Source organism: Paenibacillus sp. CAU 1782 (assembly GCF_054551715.1).
The window spans coordinates 1-24486 of sequence record NZ_JBTOLL010000015.1; the positions used below are offsets into that span (position 1 = coordinate 1).

General features: G+C 49.1%; 21 protein-coding genes. 18 read left to right on the forward strand and 3 right to left on the reverse strand.

Features of this window, described 5'->3' with window-relative positions; all coding sequences use genetic code 11:
* The first annotated feature begins 636 nt into the window (after window positions 1–636).
* The 8 genes from ACX93W_RS21395 (at window position 637) to ACX93W_RS21430 (ending at window position 9550) form a co-directional block, all read left to right on the forward strand.
* A complete protein-coding gene (locus ACX93W_RS21395; protein WP_459394407.1) occupies window positions 637–2466 on the forward strand; it encodes a cache domain-containing sensor histidine kinase in 1830 nt (609 codons plus the stop codon).
* Window positions 2453–3229: a response regulator transcription factor gene (locus ACX93W_RS21400; RefSeq protein ID WP_459394408.1), complete on the forward strand. Its 777-nt coding sequence runs from the start codon at window positions 2453–2455 to the stop codon at window positions 3227–3229. The genes ACX93W_RS21395 and ACX93W_RS21400 overlap by 14 nt, the downstream gene beginning before the upstream one ends.
* 159 nt (window positions 3230–3388) lie before the next feature.
* Window positions 3389–4696 (forward strand): ABC transporter substrate-binding protein, encoded by a 1308-nt coding sequence (locus tag ACX93W_RS21405; protein ID WP_459394409.1) that lies wholly within the window; start codon window positions 3389–3391, stop codon window positions 4694–4696.
* Between the two features lie 282 nt (window positions 4697–4978).
* Window positions 4979–5671 carry a hypothetical protein gene (locus tag ACX93W_RS21410; protein ID WP_459394410.1) on the forward strand — a complete coding sequence of 231 codons (693 nt, stop codon included), beginning with the start codon at window positions 4979–4981 and terminating at the stop codon, window positions 5669–5671.
* A 96-nt stretch (window positions 5672–5767) separates the two neighbouring features.
* On the forward strand, window positions 5768–6601 hold the full coding sequence (locus ACX93W_RS21415) for a carbohydrate ABC transporter permease (RefSeq protein ID WP_459394537.1): 834 nt from the start codon (window positions 5768–5770) through the stop codon (window positions 6599–6601).
* Window positions 6585–7439, forward strand: a complete 855-nt coding sequence (locus tag ACX93W_RS21420) for a carbohydrate ABC transporter permease (protein WP_459394411.1) — start codon at window positions 6585–6587, stop codon at window positions 7437–7439. Before ACX93W_RS21415 ends, ACX93W_RS21420 begins: the two co-directional genes overlap by 17 nt.
* A 175-nt stretch (window positions 7440–7614) precedes the next feature.
* The gene (locus ACX93W_RS21425) at window positions 7615–8955 is read left to right on the forward strand and encodes an FAD-dependent oxidoreductase (protein ID WP_459394412.1); all 1341 of its coding nucleotides are present in this window, start codon (window positions 7615–7617) and stop codon (window positions 8953–8955) included.
* Between the two features lie 118 nt (window positions 8956–9073).
* Entirely contained in the window at window positions 9074–9550 is a 477-nt protein-coding gene (locus ACX93W_RS21430; RefSeq protein WP_459394413.1) for a hypothetical protein, read from the forward strand.
* Between the two features lie 384 nt (window positions 9551–9934).
* Here ACX93W_RS21430 and ACX93W_RS21435 read toward each other — a convergent pair whose 3' ends face one another.
* A complete protein-coding gene (locus ACX93W_RS21435) occupies window positions 9935–10678 on the reverse strand; it encodes a LytR/AlgR family response regulator transcription factor (protein ID WP_459394414.1) in 744 nt (247 codons plus the stop codon).
* An 818-nt stretch (window positions 10679–11496) separates the two neighbouring features.
* On the opposite strand from ACX93W_RS21435, the gene ACX93W_RS21440 reads away from it, so the two are divergent.
* The gene (locus tag ACX93W_RS21440; RefSeq protein ID WP_459394415.1) at window positions 11497–12774 is read left to right on the forward strand and encodes a S1 family peptidase; all 1278 of its coding nucleotides are present in this window, start codon (window positions 11497–11499) and stop codon (window positions 12772–12774) included.
* Window positions 12775–13022: 248 nt separating this feature from the next.
* Here the strand turns inward: ACX93W_RS21440 and ACX93W_RS21445 are convergent, their stop codons facing one another.
* Window positions 13023–13481 (reverse strand): hypothetical protein, encoded by a 459-nt coding sequence (locus ACX93W_RS21445; RefSeq protein ID WP_459394416.1) that lies wholly within the window; start codon window positions 13479–13481, stop codon window positions 13023–13025.
* Between the two features lie 651 nt (window positions 13482–14132).
* On the opposite strand from ACX93W_RS21445, the gene ACX93W_RS21450 reads away from it, so the two are divergent.
* Window positions 14133–14423, forward strand: coding sequence for a hypothetical protein (locus tag ACX93W_RS21450; protein WP_459394417.1), 291 nt, complete (start codon window positions 14133–14135; stop codon window positions 14421–14423).
* Between the two features lie 241 nt (window positions 14424–14664).
* A complete protein-coding gene (locus ACX93W_RS21455) occupies window positions 14665–15330 on the forward strand; it encodes an IS3 family transposase (protein WP_459394538.1) in 666 nt (221 codons plus the stop codon).
* Here the strand turns inward: ACX93W_RS21455 and ACX93W_RS21460 are convergent.
* Complete coding sequence (locus ACX93W_RS21460; protein ID WP_459394418.1) at window positions 15327–15695, reverse strand: hypothetical protein; 369 nt, start codon at window positions 15693–15695, stop codon at window positions 15327–15329. The genes ACX93W_RS21455 and ACX93W_RS21460 overlap by 4 nt on opposite strands.
* Window positions 15696–16609: 914 nt before the next feature.
* On the opposite strand from ACX93W_RS21460, the gene ACX93W_RS21465 reads away from it, so the two are divergent.
* The 7 genes from ACX93W_RS21465 (at window position 16610) to ACX93W_RS21495 (ending at window position 24335) form a co-directional block, all read left to right on the forward strand.
* A complete protein-coding gene (locus ACX93W_RS21465) occupies window positions 16610–18223 on the forward strand; it encodes an ABC transporter substrate-binding protein (protein ID WP_459394419.1) in 1614 nt (537 codons plus the stop codon).
* 111 nt (window positions 18224–18334) lie between these two features.
* Window positions 18335–19285, forward strand: coding sequence for an ABC transporter permease (locus ACX93W_RS21470; protein ID WP_459394420.1), 951 nt, complete (start codon window positions 18335–18337; stop codon window positions 19283–19285).
* 60 nt (window positions 19286–19345) lie between these two features.
* Window positions 19346–20197, forward strand: coding sequence for an ABC transporter permease (locus ACX93W_RS21475; protein ID WP_459394539.1), 852 nt, complete (start codon window positions 19346–19348; stop codon window positions 20195–20197).
* Between the two features lie 33 nt (window positions 20198–20230).
* Window positions 20231–21235, forward strand: a complete 1005-nt coding sequence (locus ACX93W_RS21480) for an ABC transporter ATP-binding protein (RefSeq protein WP_459394421.1) — start codon at window positions 20231–20233, stop codon at window positions 21233–21235.
* Window positions 21232–22239, forward strand: a complete 1008-nt coding sequence (locus tag ACX93W_RS21485) for an ABC transporter ATP-binding protein (RefSeq protein WP_459394422.1) — start codon at window positions 21232–21234, stop codon at window positions 22237–22239. The genes ACX93W_RS21480 and ACX93W_RS21485 overlap by 4 nt, the downstream gene beginning before the upstream one ends.
* A gap of 110 nt (window positions 22240–22349) precedes the next feature.
* A complete protein-coding gene (locus ACX93W_RS21490) occupies window positions 22350–22736 on the forward strand; it encodes an OsmC family protein (RefSeq protein ID WP_459394423.1) in 387 nt (128 codons plus the stop codon).
* 357 nt (window positions 22737–23093) lie between these two features.
* Entirely contained in the window at window positions 23094–24335 is a 1242-nt protein-coding gene (locus tag ACX93W_RS21495; RefSeq protein ID WP_459394424.1) for a TraB/GumN family protein, read from the forward strand.
* Window positions 24336–24486 lie beyond the last annotated feature (151 nt).

Here is a 24486-nt window from a genome sequence, read left to right on the forward strand (position 1 = left end):
CATGGGTTATCCCTGCCTCATCACTATAGGTTTTCTCCCATCATAAAGGCTTACCTCTTCGTTGAGTAGTCTTGTTTTTCATTTATCCATAACTTGGAACTCTTGTGGGGCAAGCTTAGACATCCATGACCGTTATAGCCCTGTTTTGTTGCAATGTGCATTTTTAAAGGACATCCATGACCGTAAAAGCTTACATTCATCCCCAAAACGTGGCTTTTGAGCGTCTAAAGGACACGGGTGACCGTTAGCTGAAGCGAATGCATCCATTTGGGCTTCTAGCGGTCATCGGTGACCGCTAGGCGGATAAAAGGCAGCTGTCAAGGTTTTGCAGAGTAAGCTGTAATGAATACGCCAGCTTCTATTGTAAAGTGGTCGTCGCTCGCTCACTGTCAGCGGAGCGGCTCCCGGCAGCATGCCCCCCAGATTCGTCTGGGGGGTTATTTTTGTATGCGATGAGTAAAATAGATTTAAAAATTTCGTAAGCGCCTTCATAAACTTGAGATTCCGTACCCTTTCCAAAAGTTGAAGGATAGGATTCAAATGCGTCCCATTATACGATAAACTTCAGATAGTGTTTTAATGTCAAATAACTTAACAAAAATACCTGACAACGATGCCGATAACGGGGTGGAGCACATGCTGCAATGGTTAGGAAGCCACTTAAAGGAAAGCAAGATGCGGACAAGGCTGCTGCTCCTGTTTACGATATTGATTCTGCTGCCGCTTTGTTTGCAGGGAATCGTGACTTACCGTCATTTTTCATCCACGATGAACGATAAGACGGAGCAATATACGATAGATATCGTAGGACAGGTGAACGCAAACCTGGACCGGCTGCTGAAGGATCTGGAGCGGCTGTCGCTGATGCCTCTGTACGACGAGAAGGTGTTGTCGATTTTGTCCAAATATAACGGCCCGATGGGCTCCGGCTCGTGGGTCATTTCGGATGACTATTTGAAAATGAAGCTCTATACATCCGGACAAGCCTACGACCGTCCGGAAATCCACGGCATTCATCTGATCAGCAACAACGGCGCGTTGTTTTCCAATGTGGATGCCATGGCGATTGACGCCGTATGGGACGGCAGAGGGGAGGAATGGTTTCAATCGCTGGAGCAATCCGATGGTGAGTGGCAAATCATTCCGCCGCATATGCCTTCCTATTATAGTGAGCCGGAGGCTGAATATATTTCCGTGGCGCGGGTGATCAAGGAACCCAAGACGCTGGAACGGCTGGGGTACATGATCATCGATGCAAACGTCAATGCGTTTGGCGGCATTTTGGCCAATTTGAATATTGAAAAGGCGGCCAGCCTGATGATTGTGGACGAGCAGCAGCGGCTGATCTATGAGCGGGCGTCGGAAAGTGGTTTTTCGGCTTATGGCGAGTTGACGAAGCATGAGCGGCTGCAGGAGCTGGTCAGCGGCCAGCGGGAACGGATTAACGGGAACCAGTATCTGTTCGTACGGCATCATTCGACCTATTCCGGCCTCTCCGTCATTGGGCTGACGCCGATTGATGTGATTCAGAAGGAATCCCGCGAGCTGCTGGTGTTTACGCTCTGGATTGCCTTGGCGTGCGTGGGACTAGCTATGATATTGGCGATTATGATGTCCTACCGGATGACCCGGCCCCTGATCGAGCTGAAAAATAATATGGCCCGGGTTGAGCAAGGCGACTTCAACAAGCGGGTCAGTCCCCTCAGCAATGACGAGTTTGGCCAGCTTGGGCGAGGCTTTAACCGGATGATGGAGGAGATCAACCGGCTGTTTCATGAGGTGTTTGTGCTTGGCATCCGGGAGAAGGAAGCGGAGTTGTCCGCGCTTCAAAGCCAGATTAATCCCCATTTTATCTACAATACGCTGGAGTCTATCAATATGATGGCCGTTCAGCAAAAACATGCCGAGGTATCCGACATGGTCACCGCGCTGGGCAAGCTGCTGCGTTATACGATTGATCGGGCGGGGCGGCTGGTGAAGCTGCAGGAGGAGATTGATTTTGTCGCCTCCTATGTCCGTATTCATAAGGTTCGTTATGGCGGAAAGCTTCGCGTGTTTTTTAACGTGGAGGAGGAGCTGAAGGAAATTAGCATCCCAAAGCTGATCCTGCAGCCGCTTGTCGAAAATGCGGTCTACCACGGGCTCGACGGCCGGGAAGAAGGCGGCATCATCTGGATATCCGCTCTCCGTTTTCAGAATGAGATGCTCCTTACGGTGCGGGACAACGGCAAGGGGATGGACGAAGCCTCTATGGAAGCGCTGAATGAGGAAATCAGCAGACAGCCTGTCTACGCTTCGCTGCAGCGGAGCGATCAGGATGAGCTGGGGCTGCATAACATCAGCCAGCGCGTGAAGCTGCTGTATGGAGAAGGCGCAAGCTTGACTGTTGATGGCAGCCCGGGACAAGGCCTTGCGGTTACCATCACGATTATACTTCCCGCGGAAGGAGCTGATGAAGGTGTATAAGGTGCTGCTGGTTGAAGATGAAATGGTTATCCGCCAAGGCTTGCGCGAGCTGATCCGCCAATCGGCTCATTCCTTTGAGGTGACGGGGGAGATGGCAAGCGGGCGGGAGGCGCTGAGTTACCTGAAATCCGAGGTGCCCGACCTGATGATTACCGACATCCGCATGAGGGAAATGGACGGATTGACGCTGCTGGAGAAGGTCAAGCAGATGTATCCCGAGCTGCTGGTTATTATTTTGAGCGGATACGGCGAGTTTGAATATGCCCAAAGGGCGATCCAGCATGGCGTGCTTCATTATTTGCTGAAGCCGATTGAGCGGCATGAGCTGGTTTCCGTGCTGGAGAAGGCCAGACTGCTGCTGGACAAGCGTTACGGAGTGTCCACGCCGATGCATGCGCCGGATTCCCCGCAGGTGGAGAATAGCGGCGATGCCCGAAAAATCATCCGGGATGTCAAAGAATACGTTAAGCTGCATATCGACGGAGACTTGCGCCTGCAAACGGTTGCTTCCCAGGTTAGCCTGAACGCCACTTATTTGAGCCAACTGTTCAAGGGCGAGACGGGGAGCAATTATTCCGATTACGTCTCCGAAGCCCGCATGGAGCGGGCCAAATGGCTGCTCAGCCACACGCAGCTCAAAATCTACGATGTGGCAAGGCTGTCGGGGCATCAAAGCCCGAAGCATTTTATGCTGGTGTTCAAGCAGCAAAGCGGCATGACGGCCGGTGAATACCGCAATCAGTTTAGTCCGAGCGAGGGATGAATTGAATATTTGAAGCTCGAAGGTAAGTTTTGGTTAGGTTTTCTGACAAAAGAGATAAAGAAAACGAACCTTTCCTGTAATCTAAGTGATTTAAGAGAGGCATTCCCCTTCGCTATACTGGGGTAGTCATCAAAACAAACGTTGATAAGGGGGATTTGCATGAAGAAGGCAGGACTGGCTCTAACCTCGGTTTTGCTGCTAGGTATGGCAATGGGCTGCAGCAGCCAAAGCACGGACACGAAAAACTCTGGCAGCGGAACTAACGGAGGCACTGAGCAGCAAGCGGATGTAGAGTTGAAGTTTTTGATGTGGGGCAATCAGGGGCATATGGATGTGTACAACAAGCTCATTGAAGGCTTCCAAAATGAAAATCCCGGCATTACGGTAAAAATGGAATCCGTTCCGTTTACGGAGTATCAGCAAAAGATTTCGGTACTCGCCGCCGGCAAATCTCTCCCCGACATCGCATGGGTATCGGAGCGGATGATTCCGCAGTTTAAGGCAAACGGCATCCTGGCCGATGTCTCCGAATTCAAAGACGATGCGGCATTCAACCTGGACGACTACATCCCGAGCACGCTTGATCTGTTCCGCGATGGCGATCAACTGCTTGGACTGCCTTTTTCAACACCGCCCGTCGTCATGTTCTATAACAAAACCCTGTTTGACCAAGCCGGTTTGACCGATCCCAACACGCTTGCGACCGAAGGCACCTGGACCTGGGCGCAATTCGAGGAATCCGCCAAAGCGATTGCCGACAATAGCGCGCAAAATCGCGTCTACGGCGCAAACTTCTTCCGGGACTGGAAAACATGGGCGATCCTGTCCTCCTACTCCTGGTCCAATGGAAGCGGCCCGTTCAGCGAAGACATGACGGCCTTTACGTGGAACGACCAATACGGCGTTGAAACGATGGAGTTGCTGGGCCGGATGATGTTTGACGATCAATCCCATCCAAAAGCCGGCGAGCAAGTGAGCTTCGATGCAGGCAATGTGGGCATGTTCTTCGACAACTACAGCTATGTATCCAAAGCGCGTGAAATCACGAATTTCGAGTGGAGCATCGCTCCTATGCCTGCGGGCAGCCAAGGCAGCGTGTCCATGCTTGGACAAGCGGGTTATACGCTGTTCAAGGATAGCAAACATCCGGAAGAGTCGAAAAAGCTGCTGAAGTATTTTGCCAGCCAGTCCGGCATTGAAGCAACGGCGACATATTTTGTACCGCCGCGCACTTCCGTGCTGAACGCTGATTCGTTCCTGAAACAGCCAAACAATCCTCCGGTGGAGCATATTATTCAATCCGTAATCGATGAAATGCCAAAAGCGCGCATCATTCCGGGCCACATCCGTTGGCAGGATATCGACAATGCGATTCTGCAAGGCTTTGACCGCTTGTTCGGCAAAGCGGGCACCGCGGAAGAAAACATGGCGAAGATGCAATCCGACGTGGACGCTATTTTGAAATAGGAAAAGAAAGCGAAGGCTGAGGATGCCGGCAGCTGCAAACCGCACAGAACCGCCCGGTTAAAGGAAACGGCGGTTTGGTGGGCTGGAAGAGCGGCAATGGGGTTGGCTTGGTGAAGCTTTGCCGTACGGCTTGTCGCCGCCAAGCGTCAACGGCCAAGCGTCAACCGCCAACCGTCAACCGCCAAGCGACTCGGCGTTTGCGGAAGCGAAGCTCGGCAGGCTGTAAGGGCCAGCGTGCCGGCATCCTCGGCTTCAAGCATGCTTGAAGGAGTGAGCGACAACATGGGGAAATTGAAGCAGCAGCTGGGGCAAAAAAAGCTGAGCCTGTTTATCAGCCTGCCCGCCAATGACGCCAACCTGGCGCAAGCGGCGCTGGATGAAGGCGCGGACGGGCTGAAGGTTCATTTTAATGTAGGGCATCGGGCGAGCGGCAATCATTTTGGACCGCTGCACCAATATGAAGAAGTGTTTCGCAATATTCGTGAGAAGTTCGACGGTCCGTTTGGCGTTGTGCCATCCGGCAGTCTGGAAGACGTATCGCGCGAGGAAATCGAGCGATTGGCTCCATTGGGGTTTGATTTTTATTCCATCTATGCACATCACTTGCCTTCCTTAATGCTGGAGGAGAATGGTTTGGACCGCACGTTTGCGATCAATGAGACGTACGACTTTGACCGGGTGAAAGGCGCAGCCGACTTTGGTTTTGCCGCACTGGAAACCTCTATTGTACCGGGTAGCGAATACGGAACGCCGCTCAGCTTTGCCGATGTGCTGAACTACCGGTATTTGGCGCAGCATTCCGGCCTGCCGATTATTCTGCCTTCGCAGCGCAAGCTGGTGATCGGGGATGTGCCGGTGCTGCATGATGCCGGAGTCAGCGCTATTTTGCTAGGGGCAATTGTTACAGGCAAAGCAGAGGACGAGCTGCGCAGAGCAGTGGGCGAATTCCGAAATGCAATAGACAGATTGAGCTAGAGGCGGTGTAGCGGAGTGAAAAAAAGTGGCAAGAAACGCAGAGGCGGACCGCTTGCCCGGGAAGCGCAACTGACGGGTTGGCTATTCATATCGCCGATGGTGCTGGGCTTTACGTTGCTGTTATTGTTCCCGATGGGGAAAGCGTTGTATATGAGCTTTATGGACTGGCCGCTGCTGGGCGAGCACAGCTTTGTTGGGCTGGAAAATTATCGGAATATTGCGACAGATGAAGTGTTTTGGAAGGTTTTCGGGAATACGTTTTATTTTACAGCGGGATTAGTGCCGTTTAATATCGTGCTGGCTCTGATGCTGGCGCTGTTGTTATCCAAAAGCATGAGGGGAATCGGATTTTTCCGAACGGCGATTTTTGTGCCCGTCATGACCTCCCTTATCGTGTGGTCCATCGTATGGAAGTATATGTTTGCGACGGATTCCGGGCTGATCAACCAATTGCTGCTGATGTTTAATATCGAAGGGCCGGCTTGGCTCTACAATGACAACCTTGCGATGCCGGCTGTTATTATTACCAGCGTGCTGAAAAACGTAGGTTTGAACATGGTTCTCTTCATTGCGGCGATCCAACAGGTTCCGCGCTCGCTGTATGAAGCGGCGATGCTGGACGGAGCGGGGAAAACCAGAAGCTTTTTCAACGTCACCTTGCCAATGATTACGCCAACGGTATTTCTGACTGTTGTCATGACCGTTATCGGTTCCTTGAAGGTATTCGGACAAATCTACGTCATGACCCAGGGCGGACCGAGCAACAGTACAAAAGTGCTTGTGTACTATATATGGGAAAAAGCGTTCAAGCTGTTCCAGATGGGCTATGCTTCCGCGCTTGCGTTTGTTCTGTTCTTTGTTGTGCTTGTATTGACTCTGCTGCAATGGCAGCTTAGAAAGAGGTGGGTATTCAATGAAAGCGACACCTAATACAGGCGCTCGCAAGACGCTGTCGGCGTTTGGCGTTTATGCCGCATTGTCGGCAATTTCGCTGGTGATGCTGGTGCCGTTTCTGTGGATGCTGTCCACCTCCTTCAAGGAGCCGCAGGATATTTTCACTTATCCGCCCCAGCTGTTCCCCTCCACATTTAAGTGGGAGAACTATATGGATGTGTTTTCGCTCATTCCGTTTGAGCGGTTTTATTTCAACAGCGTTTATATTTCTCTTGTCGTCGTTGCAGGCACTGTCTTTTTTGCTTCGCTTGCGGGATATGCTTTTGCCAAAATCCCGTTTTGGGGCCGCAACTTTGTGTTTCTGGTGCTGCTCAGCGCAATGATGATTCCGCATGAGGTAACAGCGATTCCAATGTTTCTGTTTATGCGCGATCTGAACTGGATCGATACGCATTTGCCTCTAATCCTGCTGCCGATATTCGGAGCGGGCGGCGTGTTCGGTATTTTCGTCATGAGGCAGTTTTTCATTACTGTGCCTACGGAGCTGGAGGAGGCGGCAATGATCGACGGCTGCAACCGATTCCGCATTTACTGGCAAATTATGCTGCCGATTGCCAAGCCGGGCATGGCGACGCTGACGATTTTCACCTTTGTAACAGTATGGAACGAGTTTTTTGATCCGTTGATCTTTATCAATACCCGCGAGCTGATGACGCTGCCGCTTGGCCTGTCGCTGTTCACCGACGAAGTCGGCACATCCTGGCATTACCTGATGAGCGCAACGGTTATGGCGACCGTGCCTCTGCTGCTTGTTTTCTTCATGGCGCAAAAACGCTTTATTGAAGGGGTAGCGATGACGGGATTGAAGGAATAGTCCTATAATTTGAAAACGAGTCCAGGGCTTAGAGCGCTCTGAATACGTGAAGTGCAATAGGTCTGTTCATAGAACTGTGCATAGAACTGTGCATAAACATACAGGGCGGGTTCAGAAGGTGTCGCATCCCCTTGCTTGGGAAAAGAAACAGCCCATTAAGAAAGGAAATGTGAATATGCAGAACAAAGTAGAAGCCGATGTTGTTGTCATCGGCGGCGGTCCGGCAGGGATCGCGGCAGCGATTGCTTCAGGGCGGCAAGGCGCCAGGACCGTGTTGATCGAACGTTACGGCTTTGTTGGGGGCATGTCCACGGCGGCGATGGTGTATCCCTGGATGACCTTCCACACGGATAGCGGGGAACAGGTGATTAAAGGCATTGCCCAGGAAATTGTGGATCGGCTGCAGGAGCGGGGCGGGTCGCCGGGGCATTTGCGGGATACCGTTGGTTTTGTCCGCACGCTGACGCCTTATCATCCTGAAATTTATCAGGTGGTCGCGGCGGATATGCTCCAGGAAGCAGGCGTTACATTGATGCTCCATAGCTTTGTGGATGAGGTTGCGGTAAGGGACGGCGTCATCGAAGGCGTTTATGTAACGAACAAATCGGGACGGACGCTGGTGAGCGGAGTGATGTTTGTGGATACCAGCGGCGATGCCGACGTTGCCAAGCTGTCCGGCGCGGAGACGCTTCAGGGACGGGACGGGGACAGCCAATCGCAGCCGATGACGATGAAATTCAGAATGCGCGGCGTGGACCTGGCTCAGATCAAGGCTTACATGATCCAGCATCCAGAGGAATTTTACAGCAAAACGCCGATTGCGGAGCTGGAGGATTTGCCTCTGACGGGAGTTAGCGGCTTCTACAGCCATTGGAAAAAATCCGGCGTGCCGATTAACCGCGATCAGGTGTTGTTTTTCGCCGGGCCGGCCGATGATGAAGTGTTGATCAACTGCACGCGGGTACAGGGGCTGGATGCAACAAGCGCGGCGGATCTGACGCTAGCGGAGCAGGAGGGACGCAAGCAGGTGCTGATGATGGCTGAATTTCTGCAGCGCGATGTGCCGGGTTTCCAGCGAGCGTCGATTTCGGCCGTGGCTCCGCAGATCGGCATTCGGGAATCGCGCCGTATCGTAGGCCGTTATTTGCTGACCAAGGATGATGTGGTCCAAGGCCGGAAGTTTGATGACGTGATTGCCCGCAGCGGCTATCCCATTGATATCCATGATCCGTCGGGCAAAGGCGTAACCGCCTCCTTCATTTCCGGCGACGGAGCGTACGACATTCCATACGGCTGCCTGCTGTCTCTCAATATCCCCAATTTGCTTGCGGCGGGAAGATGCATCTCGACCTCGCATGAAGCGCTGGCAACGACCAGACTGACGCCAAGCTGCATGGCAACGGGCCAGGCTGCAGGAACGGCAGCGGCGCTATCCGTCAAAGGCGGCGTGAGACCCAGCGAGCTGGATATCATGCTCCTGCAAGAGGAGCTGCGGAAGGGGAAAGCGGCGATTTAGAGGCGGCTAAGGGGCCTCCGTGATCGTTTGGTTGCTAGGGCGATGGGACTTTTGAAAGTGGATAGTTGTCATTATAGCCCCCATGCGGACGGGATGTCTGCGTGGGGTGTTTGTTGTAATGAAACAATTGAAATTGGAGTGCTACGATAAAAGTGCGCCGACACCCAAACAAGAGCAGCAGCAACTGCTTCTGGTCGAAATCAAAACCATTATTGGCGAACATGGAGACAACCATAATTACGGTGTGAAGCGTATTCTGCTGGCGATGTCACAAAGAGCGGTTACAACCAGCTACAGTTTCATATACCGCATCATGAAGAAACATGGCCTGCTACAGAAGGTGAAATGCCATCCGAAACCCAAAAGAGCGAGAACTTCGTTCAGAGAGACTTCAGCGCCTCAGCACCTATCAAAGGTGGCTATCGGATATTACCGGAGACCCTTGTCTAGACGGCAAGCTCCCATGGGCTCTATCAAATCAATTATCATTAGATACATCATGGTCTACTACAACAAACAGCGAATCTGCACCTCCAATCCAGGGGGCCGGCCTGCAGCTATTTATCGGAAAAGAATGCTGTCAAATGTAGCCTAGTAACGAGATTTCTGTATGAGTTTGTTTTTAAACCGCACTTTTTTTGATAACTCCAAAATCCCTAATAACGGCACTTGAAAAATCCCCATAATCGGAAAACGCTTGTTTGAATAGCAGTTGCTTGCTGAATCAACCAAACGACAACTGTCGGGATCCTAGCTTTCGCACGCCACTTCCATCTGCCGCATCATGAATTAGAGAACGCTGGGCTTCTTCACTGTATATTGTCTAAAATATTTCCGATTACAATACAAATGTCATATGAGGTAATGTTGTTGTTTGGCTCCATGCTGATCTGATCATTCATTTTTTGTATTTATTTTTGTGAGACGTTTAGTGCATGATTTAATAGAGCGTCGATGTCCAAGGCAAGGAGCACCAACCTCATACAATAAATCTTCCTGCCATGTAATGTGAGTAAGTATCTTTGATTAGCTTGGTTTGAGCACGACTTATTGGGAATTCCTGACTATTGCTCATGACTACAGATTGAACTGTAAACCTACGAATGTAATCCATGTTCACTAAAACTGAACGATAGACGAGCAAAAAAGGCTGTCCCAATTTTTTCTGATAGGATGAGATCGTGCCTTTAATAATATATTCTTGTTCGGCTGTGACCACTTTCAATTTATTCTGAGCAAATGAATGTTTTAGTTTTAATATAGCGATAATTTCTGAAAGGGATACAATGCTCTTACCTTGATAATCTTTTAATAACAAAACTTTATTCATTGTAGAGTTGATATGGTCATAAATTCTCATCATTTTCGATTTGAAAATATCAAAGGACAACGGTTTAAGTAAATACTGGAATGTAAGAGCATCAAAACTTTCCATAACGTATTGCGGGTAACTGCTTAAAAACAGAATTATGATATCCCTATTAGGGAGGGAGCGTAGTTGCTTAGCTGTTTCTAGTCCATTAATTCCTGGTAGTTCAATATCGAGAAATAGAAAGTGGAAATGATGACTGTTAGTATTTCGATAATGCTCAATTAATTCCTCTCCTGAAAAAAAATGAGTTAAAAAAATCTGGCGGCCGATTATATTTTCAAAATCACCAAAAAAGTGCCGCAAGTTTTCGTGGGTCTCCGCATCATCATCACATATCACTCCATATAACACTCCTAATTACCTCCCAAATATGTAATATAATAAAAGTATAGCGAATTCAGAGGTAATATATCAACACGAAAGCTAGTTTATATTATCCAATTCCTCTCTCAATGTTACAGATTGGTATAAAATACTTCGAAAACTGCATTCGACATTTGTTTTGATATAATTAAAATTAATACAATTTATTTGAAGATGTAGTTGCAGTGTATCGATGTAAAGAGGAGTATTAAGTTAATAAATCAATAACATTAGTAAAAAACATTTTTAATTATTTATTTATGTCGGATATAATCGAAGGTAGCAATTATTGGATTGCTCGTATTCTTAGCAGCGTTTGTTATGCAGTGGCAGATTGCTGTTTTGCCTAATTATTTCAAAGCAAATTCATCGGTTTCATGCTGCCCAAGGTTAAGTTGCAAAATAAGATGAAAAACGTCAAAAAGCTTCAATTGACATGTGATTTAATACAATTCGCATATTTACTATTCAATGAACATGATAAACCCCATATATTGATTTCAAGGAGGGGAAGATATAGTAGACAAAATATCATGAACAGGAGAGTGATACGGTTCATTGTTTCTTTATAAATAATGTTGCTTATTATTTGATGTGGACTACAACCAATGACTGAAACAGCGAGTACAGTATCTCTATCTTTAGAATGGAGCACTTTATAAGCATTCTACTAGACAGATGCAATTTTCATACTTCAGAAGTAAGTAAATGAAAATTTAGCAGTATAATAAATTTCCTGTGCGATAGGAATATGCTATCTATTTACACTAAATTATATGAGTTGAAAATCGGGGAGGAATGAAAAAATGAAAAAGCTTGTAATGTCATTGATGCTTATTGTGTTGTTATTGTTACACTCGACTGCATTTGCTCAAGATGAAACAAAAAATGAAATTATTAATCAAGTTGAATCAGAGCTTCCTTTAAGTGAAAAACAACAAGAGCAGTTGGAATATGAGAAACAATATCTTGAATCTATCTTCACGATCGTAGGAGAGTATTTTGGGGATACTGAAGGATTTAATCAATACGGTGAGATTTACATTGATAATGAGAATGACTTTAAGTTTGTAGTGGCTATCGCCAAAACAAACGATAAAGTCGCTGCATTTGTAGAAGAGATGAAAAGAATAATTCCTCAAGATTTATTAGAAGTAGAAAGTGTCAAATATTCTAAAGCTGATCTCATTCAAATTCAAGATAACATCTTAAACAATTTGCAAAATAATTATCCAAATTTCTCAAGTTTAAATGCTGTAATTAGTTCTAGTGTAAAAGATCAGGAAGTTACAGTTTCTATTAATGAGCAGCCTATTCAAACTTTTCATGAAGAGAAAGGGATAAGTCTTGCTGCGTTACTTTTAGAATACGATGAAGTATTGAATATAGAAACCGGTGCTCCGAGTGAACCGGCAAAATTGAGAACAGATGAATTTACTGTATTGGGTGGTGGGATTTATGTTAGTCTTGGTTGCAGTACAACCGGGACTGCTACTAAAGACACTAGAGAATTTTTAATAACAGCAGGACATTGTATTACTAATACGGGGGCTTCAGTATCACAGGGGGGGACCGCTATTGGAACTCAACATTTCTCGGCGTATACAAATGGCGGTACTGATGTGGGTTTAATCCTATTAACGAACAAAAAGAAGAAAATTAGTAACGAATTTTACTACGGTAACGTAGCAAATGCTGAATATGACAAAAGGTATACGACAACTTCAAGCGTTCTGACTAATCAATTACTTTGCAAGTCAGGTAACACAACGGGAGTTACGTGTGGAACAGTAAGTAGTACCAGTTCAAGCGTCACCTATGGAAGCATTTCGCTTTCCAATCTTATCCAAATATACAAGGAGACAGGCGGAGTGATAGCTGGCGGTGACAGCGGAGGGATTGTTTTTGAGGCTTACACTACCACTAGAATAGTAGGTATTGTTTCTGGGAATTCAGTCAAGACAGATACTTATCCTGCGGGAACTTGGGGATATGTAACAAAAATTAGCCCGGCTTTGACTGCGGCTGGAAATGTTACATTATACACCAGCAATACAGAGAAAGTTGTTGATCCAGATAATTAAAGTTGAATATTGGATTAGCTCAACGAATAGAATGATTATTTGTATAAAGAACACGAGGGGAATAAAAGGATTGTCTCAAACGTAAATTTATCTTTAATACTCTGTTTGAGTCCAGAGTTCTTCGGGAAGGACCTCAGTTTCTGCGTAGTGGTGGAAATTGAGGTCCTTTCATCGTTTAACATAGAGCATTACCTGTCATGTTAACATATTCGATCAAATTATTTTCAGAATGTTATAATTTTCAGCTTCTATTGTTTTATTTTGTCTACGAGTGCGTTTAGGAGAGCGACATTTGTTTCATCAATTTGAAAGTTGTTTCCTTGATATTCATACCATCTCCCATGTCCGCTAAAGAAGAGTGAAATTGTTGATTCATTTTTTAAATGAAAAGTGAAAACTCCATAGTCATCTGAAGTCATCTCTCCTGCAGCGCGAGGGGCATTATTGACAATCCGCACTAACTCTTTTAAGTCCGAGGGTTCTTCAATCACACCTATTGAATCACCAGATCTGAAGGCTATACTTACCTTGACGATTTCGTTTTCGCTTAGTTTCAATACTTCTCCCTCCGTTTCTGTTGATTCTGTAGTAGGGGGATGGGCATCGCCAGGAGCTAAAGTCGGAGTCGAAGTAGAATCACTGCAAGCTATTAATAAAGAAAGTAGTGTGATTGTGAATATTCCACGAAAAACTTGAAGTCTTTTCATCAGTTCAATCCCCTTCTTTGATCATTGATTTTATTGTAGTTTCTATCACTATAAACGGTTTTAGGTCATCTAAAGTTGCATGCTTCTTTTTATATAGGTGGGGTTTTCTATGCTCCTTCCCATATATCTAGACAATTGTTAATTGTATACTCATCTGCAGATTATTGATGAGATTGGATAACGCAGACTGGACGAAACCATGGCGCATTTTTTTCTTTCAGATTATTGTCGAGCGCTAAGAGTCGGGTTCCATCATTCTGATCTCCAACAGGTCGTGCGGTGTCTGGGGGGGTTACTTTGCACGGAATTAGAAAAGCCGCTTTTGGGTAATTTTCGTTTGCAGCTGGCACTTGGACTTGGATAACCATTGCCAAGTCGCTCCTTACGCAAGAACGTGAATTGAAACAGATAGCCTGCTTCAACTTAAAAAAAACTGGCCTGGGAATCCCCCAAGCCAGTTTTTTTGCGGTACGCCCAGCATGGGCGTCATCTCTAGGGTGAAAGTCCCGAACGGGGGCTGGCGAACGCCTACCGTTAGTCAAGAGCAAGGGTGTCCGCCGCGAGGCGGAATCTGGAGTGCTACTATAAAAATGCAGTCGAAAAACACCCTCGTATGAAATAAAATGAAAGCAGACGAGGGGACGAGAGACAATGAATCAATACGACAACATATTCAAAGTAGAAGCGGTACGATTGAGCGATGAGATTGGTCCAAAGAAAGCCGCCGATCAATTAGGCGTGCCTTACCATACGATGCAGGGGTGGAGAAAACAAAGAGCCCTGCACGGCGATGGGGCGCATATCGGAAGCGGACGCGCTTATGCATCTACGGATAAAACACCGCGTGAAATCGAATTAGAAAGAGAAATCAGCGAGTTGCGCCGCGCGAATGACATTCTCAAGGACGCACTCGGTTTTTTCGCAAAAGACCGGAAGCGGTAAAGGCATGCCAGCTCTATGCTTACATTCGTGAACGACGGGATCAATGGACCGTCAAGGCGATGTGCGAAGCACTTGCTGTCAGCGAATCGGGCTATTATCGTAGCTTGAAGCCGACACCCAAAGAGGAGCGGCAGCAACGGCTTCTGGTCGAAATCAAAGCCATCATTGGTGAACATGAGGACAACCGAAATTACGGTGTGAAGCGTATGCTGCTGGCGCTGTCACAGCGAGAGGTTACACGCTGTCACAGCGAGAGGTTACAACCAGCTACAGTACGGTCTACCACATCATGAAGAAGCATGGCCTGCTACAGAAGGTGAAACGCCATCCAAACGGTATTACACGTGAGGATGCCGAAGCTCAAAAGAGCGAGAACCTCATTCAGAGAGACTTCAGCTCCTCAGCACCCAATCAAAAGTGGCTATCGGATATCACCGAGATCCCTTGTTCAGACGGCAAGCTCTATCTGTCTGCGGTGCTGGATTGTTTCAATGGCGAGATCGTGGGCCTCGCTATGGACGACAACATGCGCAAAGAGCTCTGCATCCAAGCCTTTGAGAACGCCTGCAAGGCAAGACATGCGCGTGGCATGGTTTTTCACAGTGATCGAGGCAGCCAATTCACGAGCCATGCATTCCGGGAAAGTCTCGCTAATCGAGATGCCATTCAGAGCATGAGCGGCACAGGACGTTGCTATGACAACGCAAGGATGGAGAGTTTTTTTGCTACGTTAAAGAAAGAGAAACTATACCCGCTCAAAACGGAGCGCCATCCGATGGCCTTTATCAAATCGATTATCTTCAGATACATCATGGTCTACTACAACAGGCAGCGAATCTACACCTCCAATCCACGGGGCTGGCCCCCAGCTATTTATCGCGAAAGAGTGCTGTCACAAGCAGCCTAGTAACGGGATTTCTGTATGAGTGTGTTTTCAAACTGCACTTTTATTGACAACTCCAGTGTCGCGCTTTGAACGGGATCGGTTACCCGATAGGCCGTCCGAAGCGCGTTTGCCGTATCGAAGGCCCAGGCATGGTTGCTCCGCATTTGCTTGGCCATTATTTCTTCGGGGTTCTGACCAAGCACCGCTGCTGCGGTATTGGCAATTGCCTCTGCCGAGAAGAGAGTGGTTGCGGTGACATTGGCAACCGCAGATTCACCATATACTTTGCTCGCAGCCAACAACATCTCCTCCAGGCTGTAGCCTGCGCTGTTCAAATCCTGAAGATTTCCAACGGAGCCAAAGCGCAAATAAGGGAGAACCTCCACGGCCGTGTACCCGCTTGATCTCCAGAAGCTTGAACAGATGCTGCTGTATGCGGATAAGTTTATCAGGTTCGCAAGCGGCTCGCCCAGCTTGCGGAATTCATGCCTGAAATAACGTGCCGTCTTGCGGGGGCTAGCTGAAAGACCTCTTCACAGGAATAACTGATTCACAGGAATGACTGAATAAGCTGTCTTTTACTCTTACGGTCATCGATGGCCATTAGAGGCTTCTTTTTACAAAAAGCGAGTTTCTAACGGTCATTCACGGCCGTAAGAAGCTATTTTTACCTCGTTTTCGCCTTTTTTGATCGGATAAAGGACAAGGGTGACCGTTAGCCGAAGCGAAACTAGCCAAATGATGCTTTAGCGGTCATAGATGACCACTAAACTACAGGCAGGGTGAAAGTTGGGTGAAAGAGGTCATTTTTTTGCAGCATGTTGCAGCACCTTGAGCTTATGATTTTTGCGTTGAACGAGTCTGTGGTTTTGAGTTGAACTAGTCTGTGGTTTTGTGTTGTACTGAGCTTATGTTTTTTGCGTTGAACTAGTCTGTGGTTTTGAGTTGAACTAGTCTATGGTTTTGTGTTGTACTGAGCTTGTGTTTTTGCGTTGAACGAGTCTGTGGTTTTGAGTTGAACGAGTCTTGTTGTTTTGCGTTGTGCCAATCTTGTGTTTTTTTCCTTGTACTAAACTCGTGTTTTTTGCGTTATGCTAGTCTGCGCTTTTACATCGCACTAAGCAGAAGCCAAACATTTCCTCCGGTAAGCGTTATCAGGAAATTTCAGTCATTGACATCCTTTCCCTGCTATACTACTATTGGGTTATCTTATTATTCCTACTAAATAACTATGAATAATCAAGATAGTTGTTTTTGAGGAAACACCTTACATCTTTATAGACAAACAGGGGGATGGACGATGAAGACAAAAGTTTGGGTACAACTGATAACGGCGATTTTGCTAGTGACGATAGTGGCGGCTTGCTCCAAAAATGACGCACAGCCTGCTTCCAGCCCAACCGCGGCAAACGGCGGAGCGGGACAAACCGAAGAAACAGCGGCGCCGGAAGCGAAGGAATACCGCGACACCTTGAATATTGCGTTGACGGCTCAGCCGCCAACCTTGGATACAGCCATTACGGTATCGGCGGTAGCGCTGGATACGGCGGGCAATATTTTCGAACAGCTGTTTACTTTGGATGCGAACTATAATCCGGTGCCAGTGCTGGCGGAATCGGTGGAGGTCAGCGAAGACGGCTTGACGTACACATTCCCATTGCGTAAAGGCGTGAAGTTCCACAACGGCGAAGAGCTGCAAGCGGATGATGTGGTGGCTTCCATGAACCGCTGGCTGGCGATTTCATCCCGGGCGAAGGTGCTGCTTGCCAATGCCAAGTTCGAAGAGGTCGATCCTTACACAGTTAAACTGACGGTTGAATCCGCAACCTCCGACGTGCTGATCCTGATCGCTTCGCAAGCGCAATTCCCGTCCATCACGACGAAGGAAATTATCGAAAGCGCACCGGCTGAAGGCATCACCGAATACATTGGCACAGGCCCGTACAAGTTCCAGGAGTGGAAGCAGGATCAATACATCCACCTCGTGAAATACGACCAATATCAATCGCCGGAAGGCGCTGCTAGCGGCTTTGCCGGAACAAAGGAAGCGCCAACCGAAAATCTGTACTTCCATTTCGTAACGGATCACTCCACGCGCATTGCCGGTGTCAAAACAGGACAATACGACGTAGCCGACAGCATTCCGATCGAAAGTTACGACGAGTTGGCCGCAGTGAGCGACCTTGAGCTTCAGTCCTTCCCGGGCGGCGCTCTGACGGCATTTTTCAATACTCGCGAAGGCTTGCTGGCCGATGTGAAAATTCGCCAAGCCATTCTTGCGGCCTTTAATAATGAAGAAATCATGCTGGCGAGCTTTGCCAAGCCGGAGCTGTATTCCCTGGCTCCAGGTTACCTGAACACCAACCAGGTATTGTGGTCCAATGAAGCGGGCGCGGAATACTACAACCAGAATAACCCTGAAAAAGCGAAGCAATTGCTTGCAGAAGCGGGTTACAACGGCGAAGAAATCACCCTTTTGACAACAAAAGATTATAACGAAATGTACACGGCTACGCTGGTTATTCAGGAGCAGCTGCGTCAGATCGGCTTGAATGTAAAAGTAGACAACTACGATTTTCCCACCTTCCTGGAAACGAAAAACGATCGCAGCAAATGGGATATTTTCGTAGCCAGCACGGGCTACCAATTGACGCCTCCGCAATTGCTGGCGGTTAATCCGGATTGGGCGGGGCTGGACGACGAAAACGTGAAGCAAGCGCTGAAAGACATTCGCGGGGCGGCAAGTCCCGAAGCGGCGAAGCAGGAGTGGGAAAAGCTACAAGGCTATCTCTATGAAATTGCCTCCTCAACGGTTATCGGCCACTATAACGGCATTGTAGCAATCAACAAAAACCTGGAAGGCTTTGAACTGTTCGAGGCTCCTGTCGTCTGGAACGCGAAGCTGGAAAAATAGAACGGTCGCCGGAGGAGGGTGCCGGAAGCTGCTGGAGCGGGTTTTCATACACGCCACAGGTCAGCTTTCGGCATCCTTTTCTGCTAAATTTGGTGTAAATGAGGGAAAGCTGTGCTGGCATATATCGCAAAAAGGCTGCTGTCGCTTATTCCGGTTTTGTTTGTTGTAACGGCGGCTTTGTTCCTGATCATTCATATTACGCCGGGGGGACCGGCTTCCTCCATTCTGGGAATGGAGGCCAGCGCGGATGAAATCGCGGCTTTGAACAAGGAGCTGGGACTGGATGGACCCATTCTCACACAATACACAAACTGGATCGGCAAGGTGCTGCAAGGGGATTTGGGCAACTCCATCTTTATGAAGCAATCCGTCGCCCAAGCGATCAAGGAGCATATCGGGCCAACGCTGTCGCTCGCTATCATCGCTCAGGTGATCGCGATCGCGCTGGCGATACCGTTTGGCATTTTGGCGGCTTACAAAAGGGGAACGGCAGCGGATTATACGCTGATGGGCGTGTCGCTGATGGGCATGGCGGTGCCTGGTTTTCTGCTGGCCCTGTTCCTGGTTCTGCTGTTTGGCGTTAAGCTGCAATGGCTGCCGGTGGCGGGTTACGTGGAGCTGAGCAAAGGTTTTGGGGAGCATCTGAGGCATCTGATCCTGCCCGGCATTTCGCTTGGCACCATTCAGGCGGCGCTGATTGCGCGGATGACCCGTTCCTCCATGCTGGAGGTGCTAAACCTTAATTTTATCAAAACGGCCCGGTCCAAAGGGGTGGGCGAAGCCAAGGTGTTGTTCAAGCACGCGTTTCGCAACGCTTTTCTGCCGATCCTGACCGTGCTGGGGCAAACGTTCGGCACATTGGTGACGGGCGCGGTGGTTGTAGAGGGGATCTTCAACATTCCCGGCTTGGGACAGCTCATTCTGAACTCCATCGCCAGACGGGATTATGCCGTCATTCAGGGCGTGGTGCTGATTGTTACGTTGATGTATGTGGTCATTAATTTGCTGATCGATTTGCTGTACGGCGTTGTGGACCCGCGCGTGCGGCTGGACCGCAAATAGGGGGAGAAGCAAGTGGAGATAACGGAAAGCAAAGAATATATCGCGGATCTCAGCAAAAGAATGCGCAAGGAGCAGCGGGCCCTCAGCCGCCGCCGCTTCTTCTCCAATCCCGCGCTGGTGGCGGGCGCGGCCATCTTTGTCGTGCTGGCAGCGCTGGCTGCGCTTGGGCCATGGCTGACCTCTTTCGACCCTTACGCCATGAAGGTGACGGAGCGGCTCAAAGCGCCAAGCGGCCTGCATCTGCTGGGCACGGATGAATTCGGACGGGATCTCTTCACCCGGCTGTTGTATGGAGCCAGAGTGTCGATCAGCGTAGGGCTGATCGTAGCGGCGTTGTCGTCGTTTCTGGGATTGCTGATCGGAGTATACGCCTCCTTTTACAAGACGCTTGACCATATTCTGATGCGCATCTGCGACGGCTTGGTAGCGATTCCCGGCATTCTGCTGGCGATCGCGCTTATGGCTGCGCTGGGAGCATCCGCGCTTAATGTAGTTATTGCGCTGACGATTGTGTTTACGCCCAACATTGCGCGCGTGGTACGGTCCAGCGCGTTGGTGATCAAGGAGCAAACCTATATTGAAGCGATGCGCGCGCAGGGGGCGAGCGATACCCGCATGATTTGGGTCCATATCATTCCCAATACGTTGTCTCCTCTATTGGTGCAGGCGACATTTGTGTTTGCGGAGGCGATTATTTCGGAGGCGGCGCTTAGCTTTTTGGGAGCGGGCATTCCGGCTCCTGAGCCAAGCTGGGGTAATATTTTGCAAGCCAGCAAGCTCGTGATCTACAAAGCCTGGTGGATGGTTGTGTTCCCCGGCGCTGCGATTGTGCTGTCTGTGCTAAGCCTGAACCTGCTGGGCGACGGCCTGCGCGACTGGCTGGACCCAAGGGTCAAGGGGAAGCGGAGATAATGTTGGCTTGCCGCAAAAAAGGAGGGGAAGCAGGTGACAACACCGCTGCTGGAGGTTCATTCGTTAAAAACACATTTTCATACCGAGCGAGGCAAGGTCACGGCTGTTAACGGTGTCAGTTTTTCCGTGGAGCAAGGCGAAATCATCGGAATCGTTGGCGAATCCGGCTGCGGCAAAAGCGTTATGTCGCAATCCATTATCCGTCTGCTGGACCATACCGACGATATCAGCTACGAGGGTGAGGTCAAGCTGGACGGGCGGGATTTGCTATCGCTGTCGAAGGCGGAGATGAGAAAGGTGCGCGGCAACGACATTGCCATTATCTTTCAAGATCCGCTGACCTCGCTTAATCCCGTATACACCATCGGAGAGCAGATTGGAGAAGCCATTACCCTTCATCAAGGCTTGTCCAAAAAGGAAGCTCGGAAAAAAGTCATCGACATCCTCCGTTTGACTGGCATTCCATCGCCTGAAGTGCGGGTCGACGATTACCCGCATGAATTGTCGGGCGGCATGCAGCAGCGGGCGATGATCGCCATGGCGCTGTCCTGCGAGCCGCGCCTGCTGATCGCCGACGAGCCAACAACGGCGCTGGACGTAACCATCCAGGCGCAAATCCTTGATCTCATCGTGGAGCTGAACCGGCGCCTCGGCATGGGCGTGCTGTTCATCACGCATGATCTTGGCGTTGTTGCGGAAATATGCACGGGCGTCAAGGTCATGTACCTGGGGCAAATCGTGGAGGAAACGACAACGGACCGCCTTTTCGATTCGCCGCTGCATCCCTATACGCAAGGATTGATCGCATCCATTCCACGTATGGACCGGGACAGGAGCGAAAAGCTGCATGTTATCGAAGGGGCCGTTCCTTCCTTGGGCAACGTTCCGCAGGGCTGCCGCTTTTCGACGCGTTGCCCGTTTGCCGATGGCAAATGCCGCGAGCAGGAGCCGCCGATGACTCGGTATCGCGACGACCACGGGGTCAAATGCTGGCATTTCGAAGCCATTGCCAAGCAGCAAGAGGAGGCGGCGGGATGAGCGGAGCAAACAAGCTTCACGGAGAGAACAAAAAGGTACTGCTGGACGTGCGAAACCTGGAGAAGAAATTTCCGGTCTACGGGCCATTCGGCAAGCTGTTTGGCACCCGCGCGCATGTACATGCGGTCACGGATGTTTCTTTTCAGCTGTACGAGGGAGAAACCTATGGCCTGGTTGGAGAATCCGGTTCAGGCAAAAGCACGACTGGCCGCAGCATTCTGGGGCTGGCCCCCGCAACGGGCGGAGAGGTCGACTACGAGGGAAGAAACTTGTCCCGATTGTCGGCAGCGGAGATGAACAAGCTGCGCAAAGACATCCAGCTAGTATTTCAGGATACCTATTCCTCGCTTAATCCGCGCAAGCGGATAGGGCAAATTCTGGAGGAGCCGTTGATCATTCACAACATGGGCAATCGAGAGGCGAGGCGGGAAGCCGTATTTCATATTTTGCGGGTTGTGGGCTTGCAGCCGGAGCATTATTTTCGCTATCCCCATGAGTTTTCGGGGGGGCAGCGGCAGCGGCTGGGATTGGCGCGCGCCTTGATTCTGAATCCAAAGCTGATGATCTGCGACGAGCCGGTTTCCGCGCTGGACGTGTCCATTCAATCGCAAATTCTGAATCTGCTCCGGCAGCTGCAGAAGGAGCTGAAGCTGACGCTCCTGTTTATTACGCACGACATTAGCGTGGTGCGGTATATCTCCGACCGGATCGGCATCATGTATTTGGGCCGCATCGTGGAGGAAGCGCCGACGGAGCTGCTGTTCCAGGGGCCGCGGCATCCGTATACCCAGGCTTTATTTTCGGCGGTGCCCGACTTTACCCGCAGAAAGCTGAAGCAGCGGACGGTGCTGCAAGGCGAAATTCCGTCTCCGCTATCGCCTCCATCCGGATGCGTATTTCATACGCGCTGCCCGCTGGCGAGCGACATCTGCAAAACGCAGGTACCGGAGCTGAAGGTATCGGCCGATGGGCATCGGGTGGCGTGCCACCACCATGAGTTTTGAAGAAGGACCAAGCCTGATCATAATCGCGGCTCCTCTATAGAATCAAACAAAGTGATAGAAGCAGACAGATCGTTTCTTCAACTAATCGTTCACCAAGGGAGAGTTAAACCATGACAATCATAAAAGTGGTAGACGGGCAAGACGGGATATACAACGAAGCGGGTTATCAATTGAAGGGAAGCCACTCTCCCCATTCGGCAGGGCTGTCGCCGCGCGAGCTGCTAGAGGCATCGCTTGGACTTTGCGTATCCATTTCGCTGCAAAAAATTATGAACTACGATGGCGTGGAATACGATGTTAATGCCATTCATATTGAAGTAACGGCAATTAAGTCGGAGGACAAAAGCAACCGTTTCAGCGATTTCCACGTACGTGTCACGCTGCCGCCCAACCTGGATGAAGCCTACAAGGAAAAGCTGAAGTCCGTGACGGAGCGCGCCTGCACGATCGGCAACACGCTAAAGGCGGGCGCCGTTGTCGAATTGGTGGAAGCTTAAATCCAGGCGTATATGAATCTAGCGCAGCCCATCGGCTGTCCAATCGGCTTTATAGACGTAACATGGCAAAACCCGAATGGCCCTAATCGCCTTTCGGGTTTTTGTCTTTTCGCCTTTTTACCAGAACCATTCTCACTCTGTCCTTTTCAGCCGGTTCTTTAATTGCACTTATAGAGCAGGCCATTTTGATCTTCTAAATCCATTTGGTATAATCAAGATAATTTTGGAAATCGATTTGGATAAATCTACAACTCTTTTAACTAGAGTGTTGACAAATGTGCCCAGTGTGAATATACTGTGTATATAGATATATACAGTATACCAACATAAAACCTTTTGAAAGGATTGAAGAATGAAATGAAGAAATTATCCGCACTACTTTTAAGCTTTGTTATGCTGTTTGTATTCGCAACCGGCGCACAAGCGCAGACTGCCGCACCTTCCGTAAATGTATTGCTTGGCGAAGAGCAGCTGACGTTTGTTGGCGGGCAGCCATTTATTGAAAATGCAACTACGCTGATTCCGGTAAAATCCTTCCTGGAAGAATTGGGTTATGAACTAAACTGGGACGCTGAGACGTCCACTCTTCACGCTGTAAAAGACGAGCTTACTTTTGCCCTGGAGCGCGACAGTGAATTTGCACTGGCTAACGATGAATTGTATCAGCTGACTGTTGCTCCAAAAATCGTAAACGGCACTTTGTACGCTCCGCTTCGTTTCTTGGCTGAAAATGCCGGTTACCGTGTTGGCTGGGATGCCGACAAACGCGCTGCCGCTCTGGAGCTGCAAGACAGCAAAGGCTACTTCTGGAAGGTTGAGAAAGACGGTTCCGTCGTATACCTGCTGGGTTCCATCCATGTAGGCAATGATGTTATGTACCCGATGCGTCCCGAATTAAACGTTGCATATGCCAACTCCGACCATCTGGTAGTGGAAGTCAATATCGCGGCACCAATGGACGAGGAAAAAATTGCCGAAATCCAAAAATACATGGCTTATGACGACGGTTCAACCCTGAAGGATCATATTGACGCCGAAACGTATACGCAGCTGCAAGGTATTTTGAAGGAAATCGGCGCGCCGGAAACGGCTTACGATCCTTTCAAGCCTTGGGCAGTCAGCAATGAATTGACGGTTCTGAAATCCGCGCTTGGCGGTTATGACACGGGTCTTGGCATCGACATGTATTTCCTGCAAAAAGCAATGGCTACGGGCAAATCCGTACTTGAGCTTGAATCGTTTGATTCCCAGTTCTCGATGTTCAATAATTTCTCGAATGAGCTGACATCTTCCATGCTGAAGGAAACTGTTGCCGCATTCCATCAACCAGACAACAGCATTGACACCATGGCCAAAATGTGGCAAAGCGGAGACGATGCCGCATCGGCCGCAATGACTGATGCCATGAAGGAGCTGCCCGAGTTTTATAAAGGCATGATCGGCGACCGCAATGAAGGAATGATTGAAAAAGTAGAAGGTTACCTCGCAGACGAAAACAAAGACACGTACTTTGTAGTTGCCGGATTCCTTCATATGCTGGGCGAAGACGGCATTATTACGAAGCTGCAAGAAAAAGGCTACACGATTACTCGCCAGTAGCTAGATCATAATCGAGACGAAGGCGCCGGGAAACCGGCGTCTTTTTTGATGCTCTATTGCCGCCCCAAAGCGTCGACGCTTATTTGTTAATCTGGCGTTAATGAAAGCTTTATGCCGCTTTAATTGGACTGGACGAAGCAGTTTATGATGG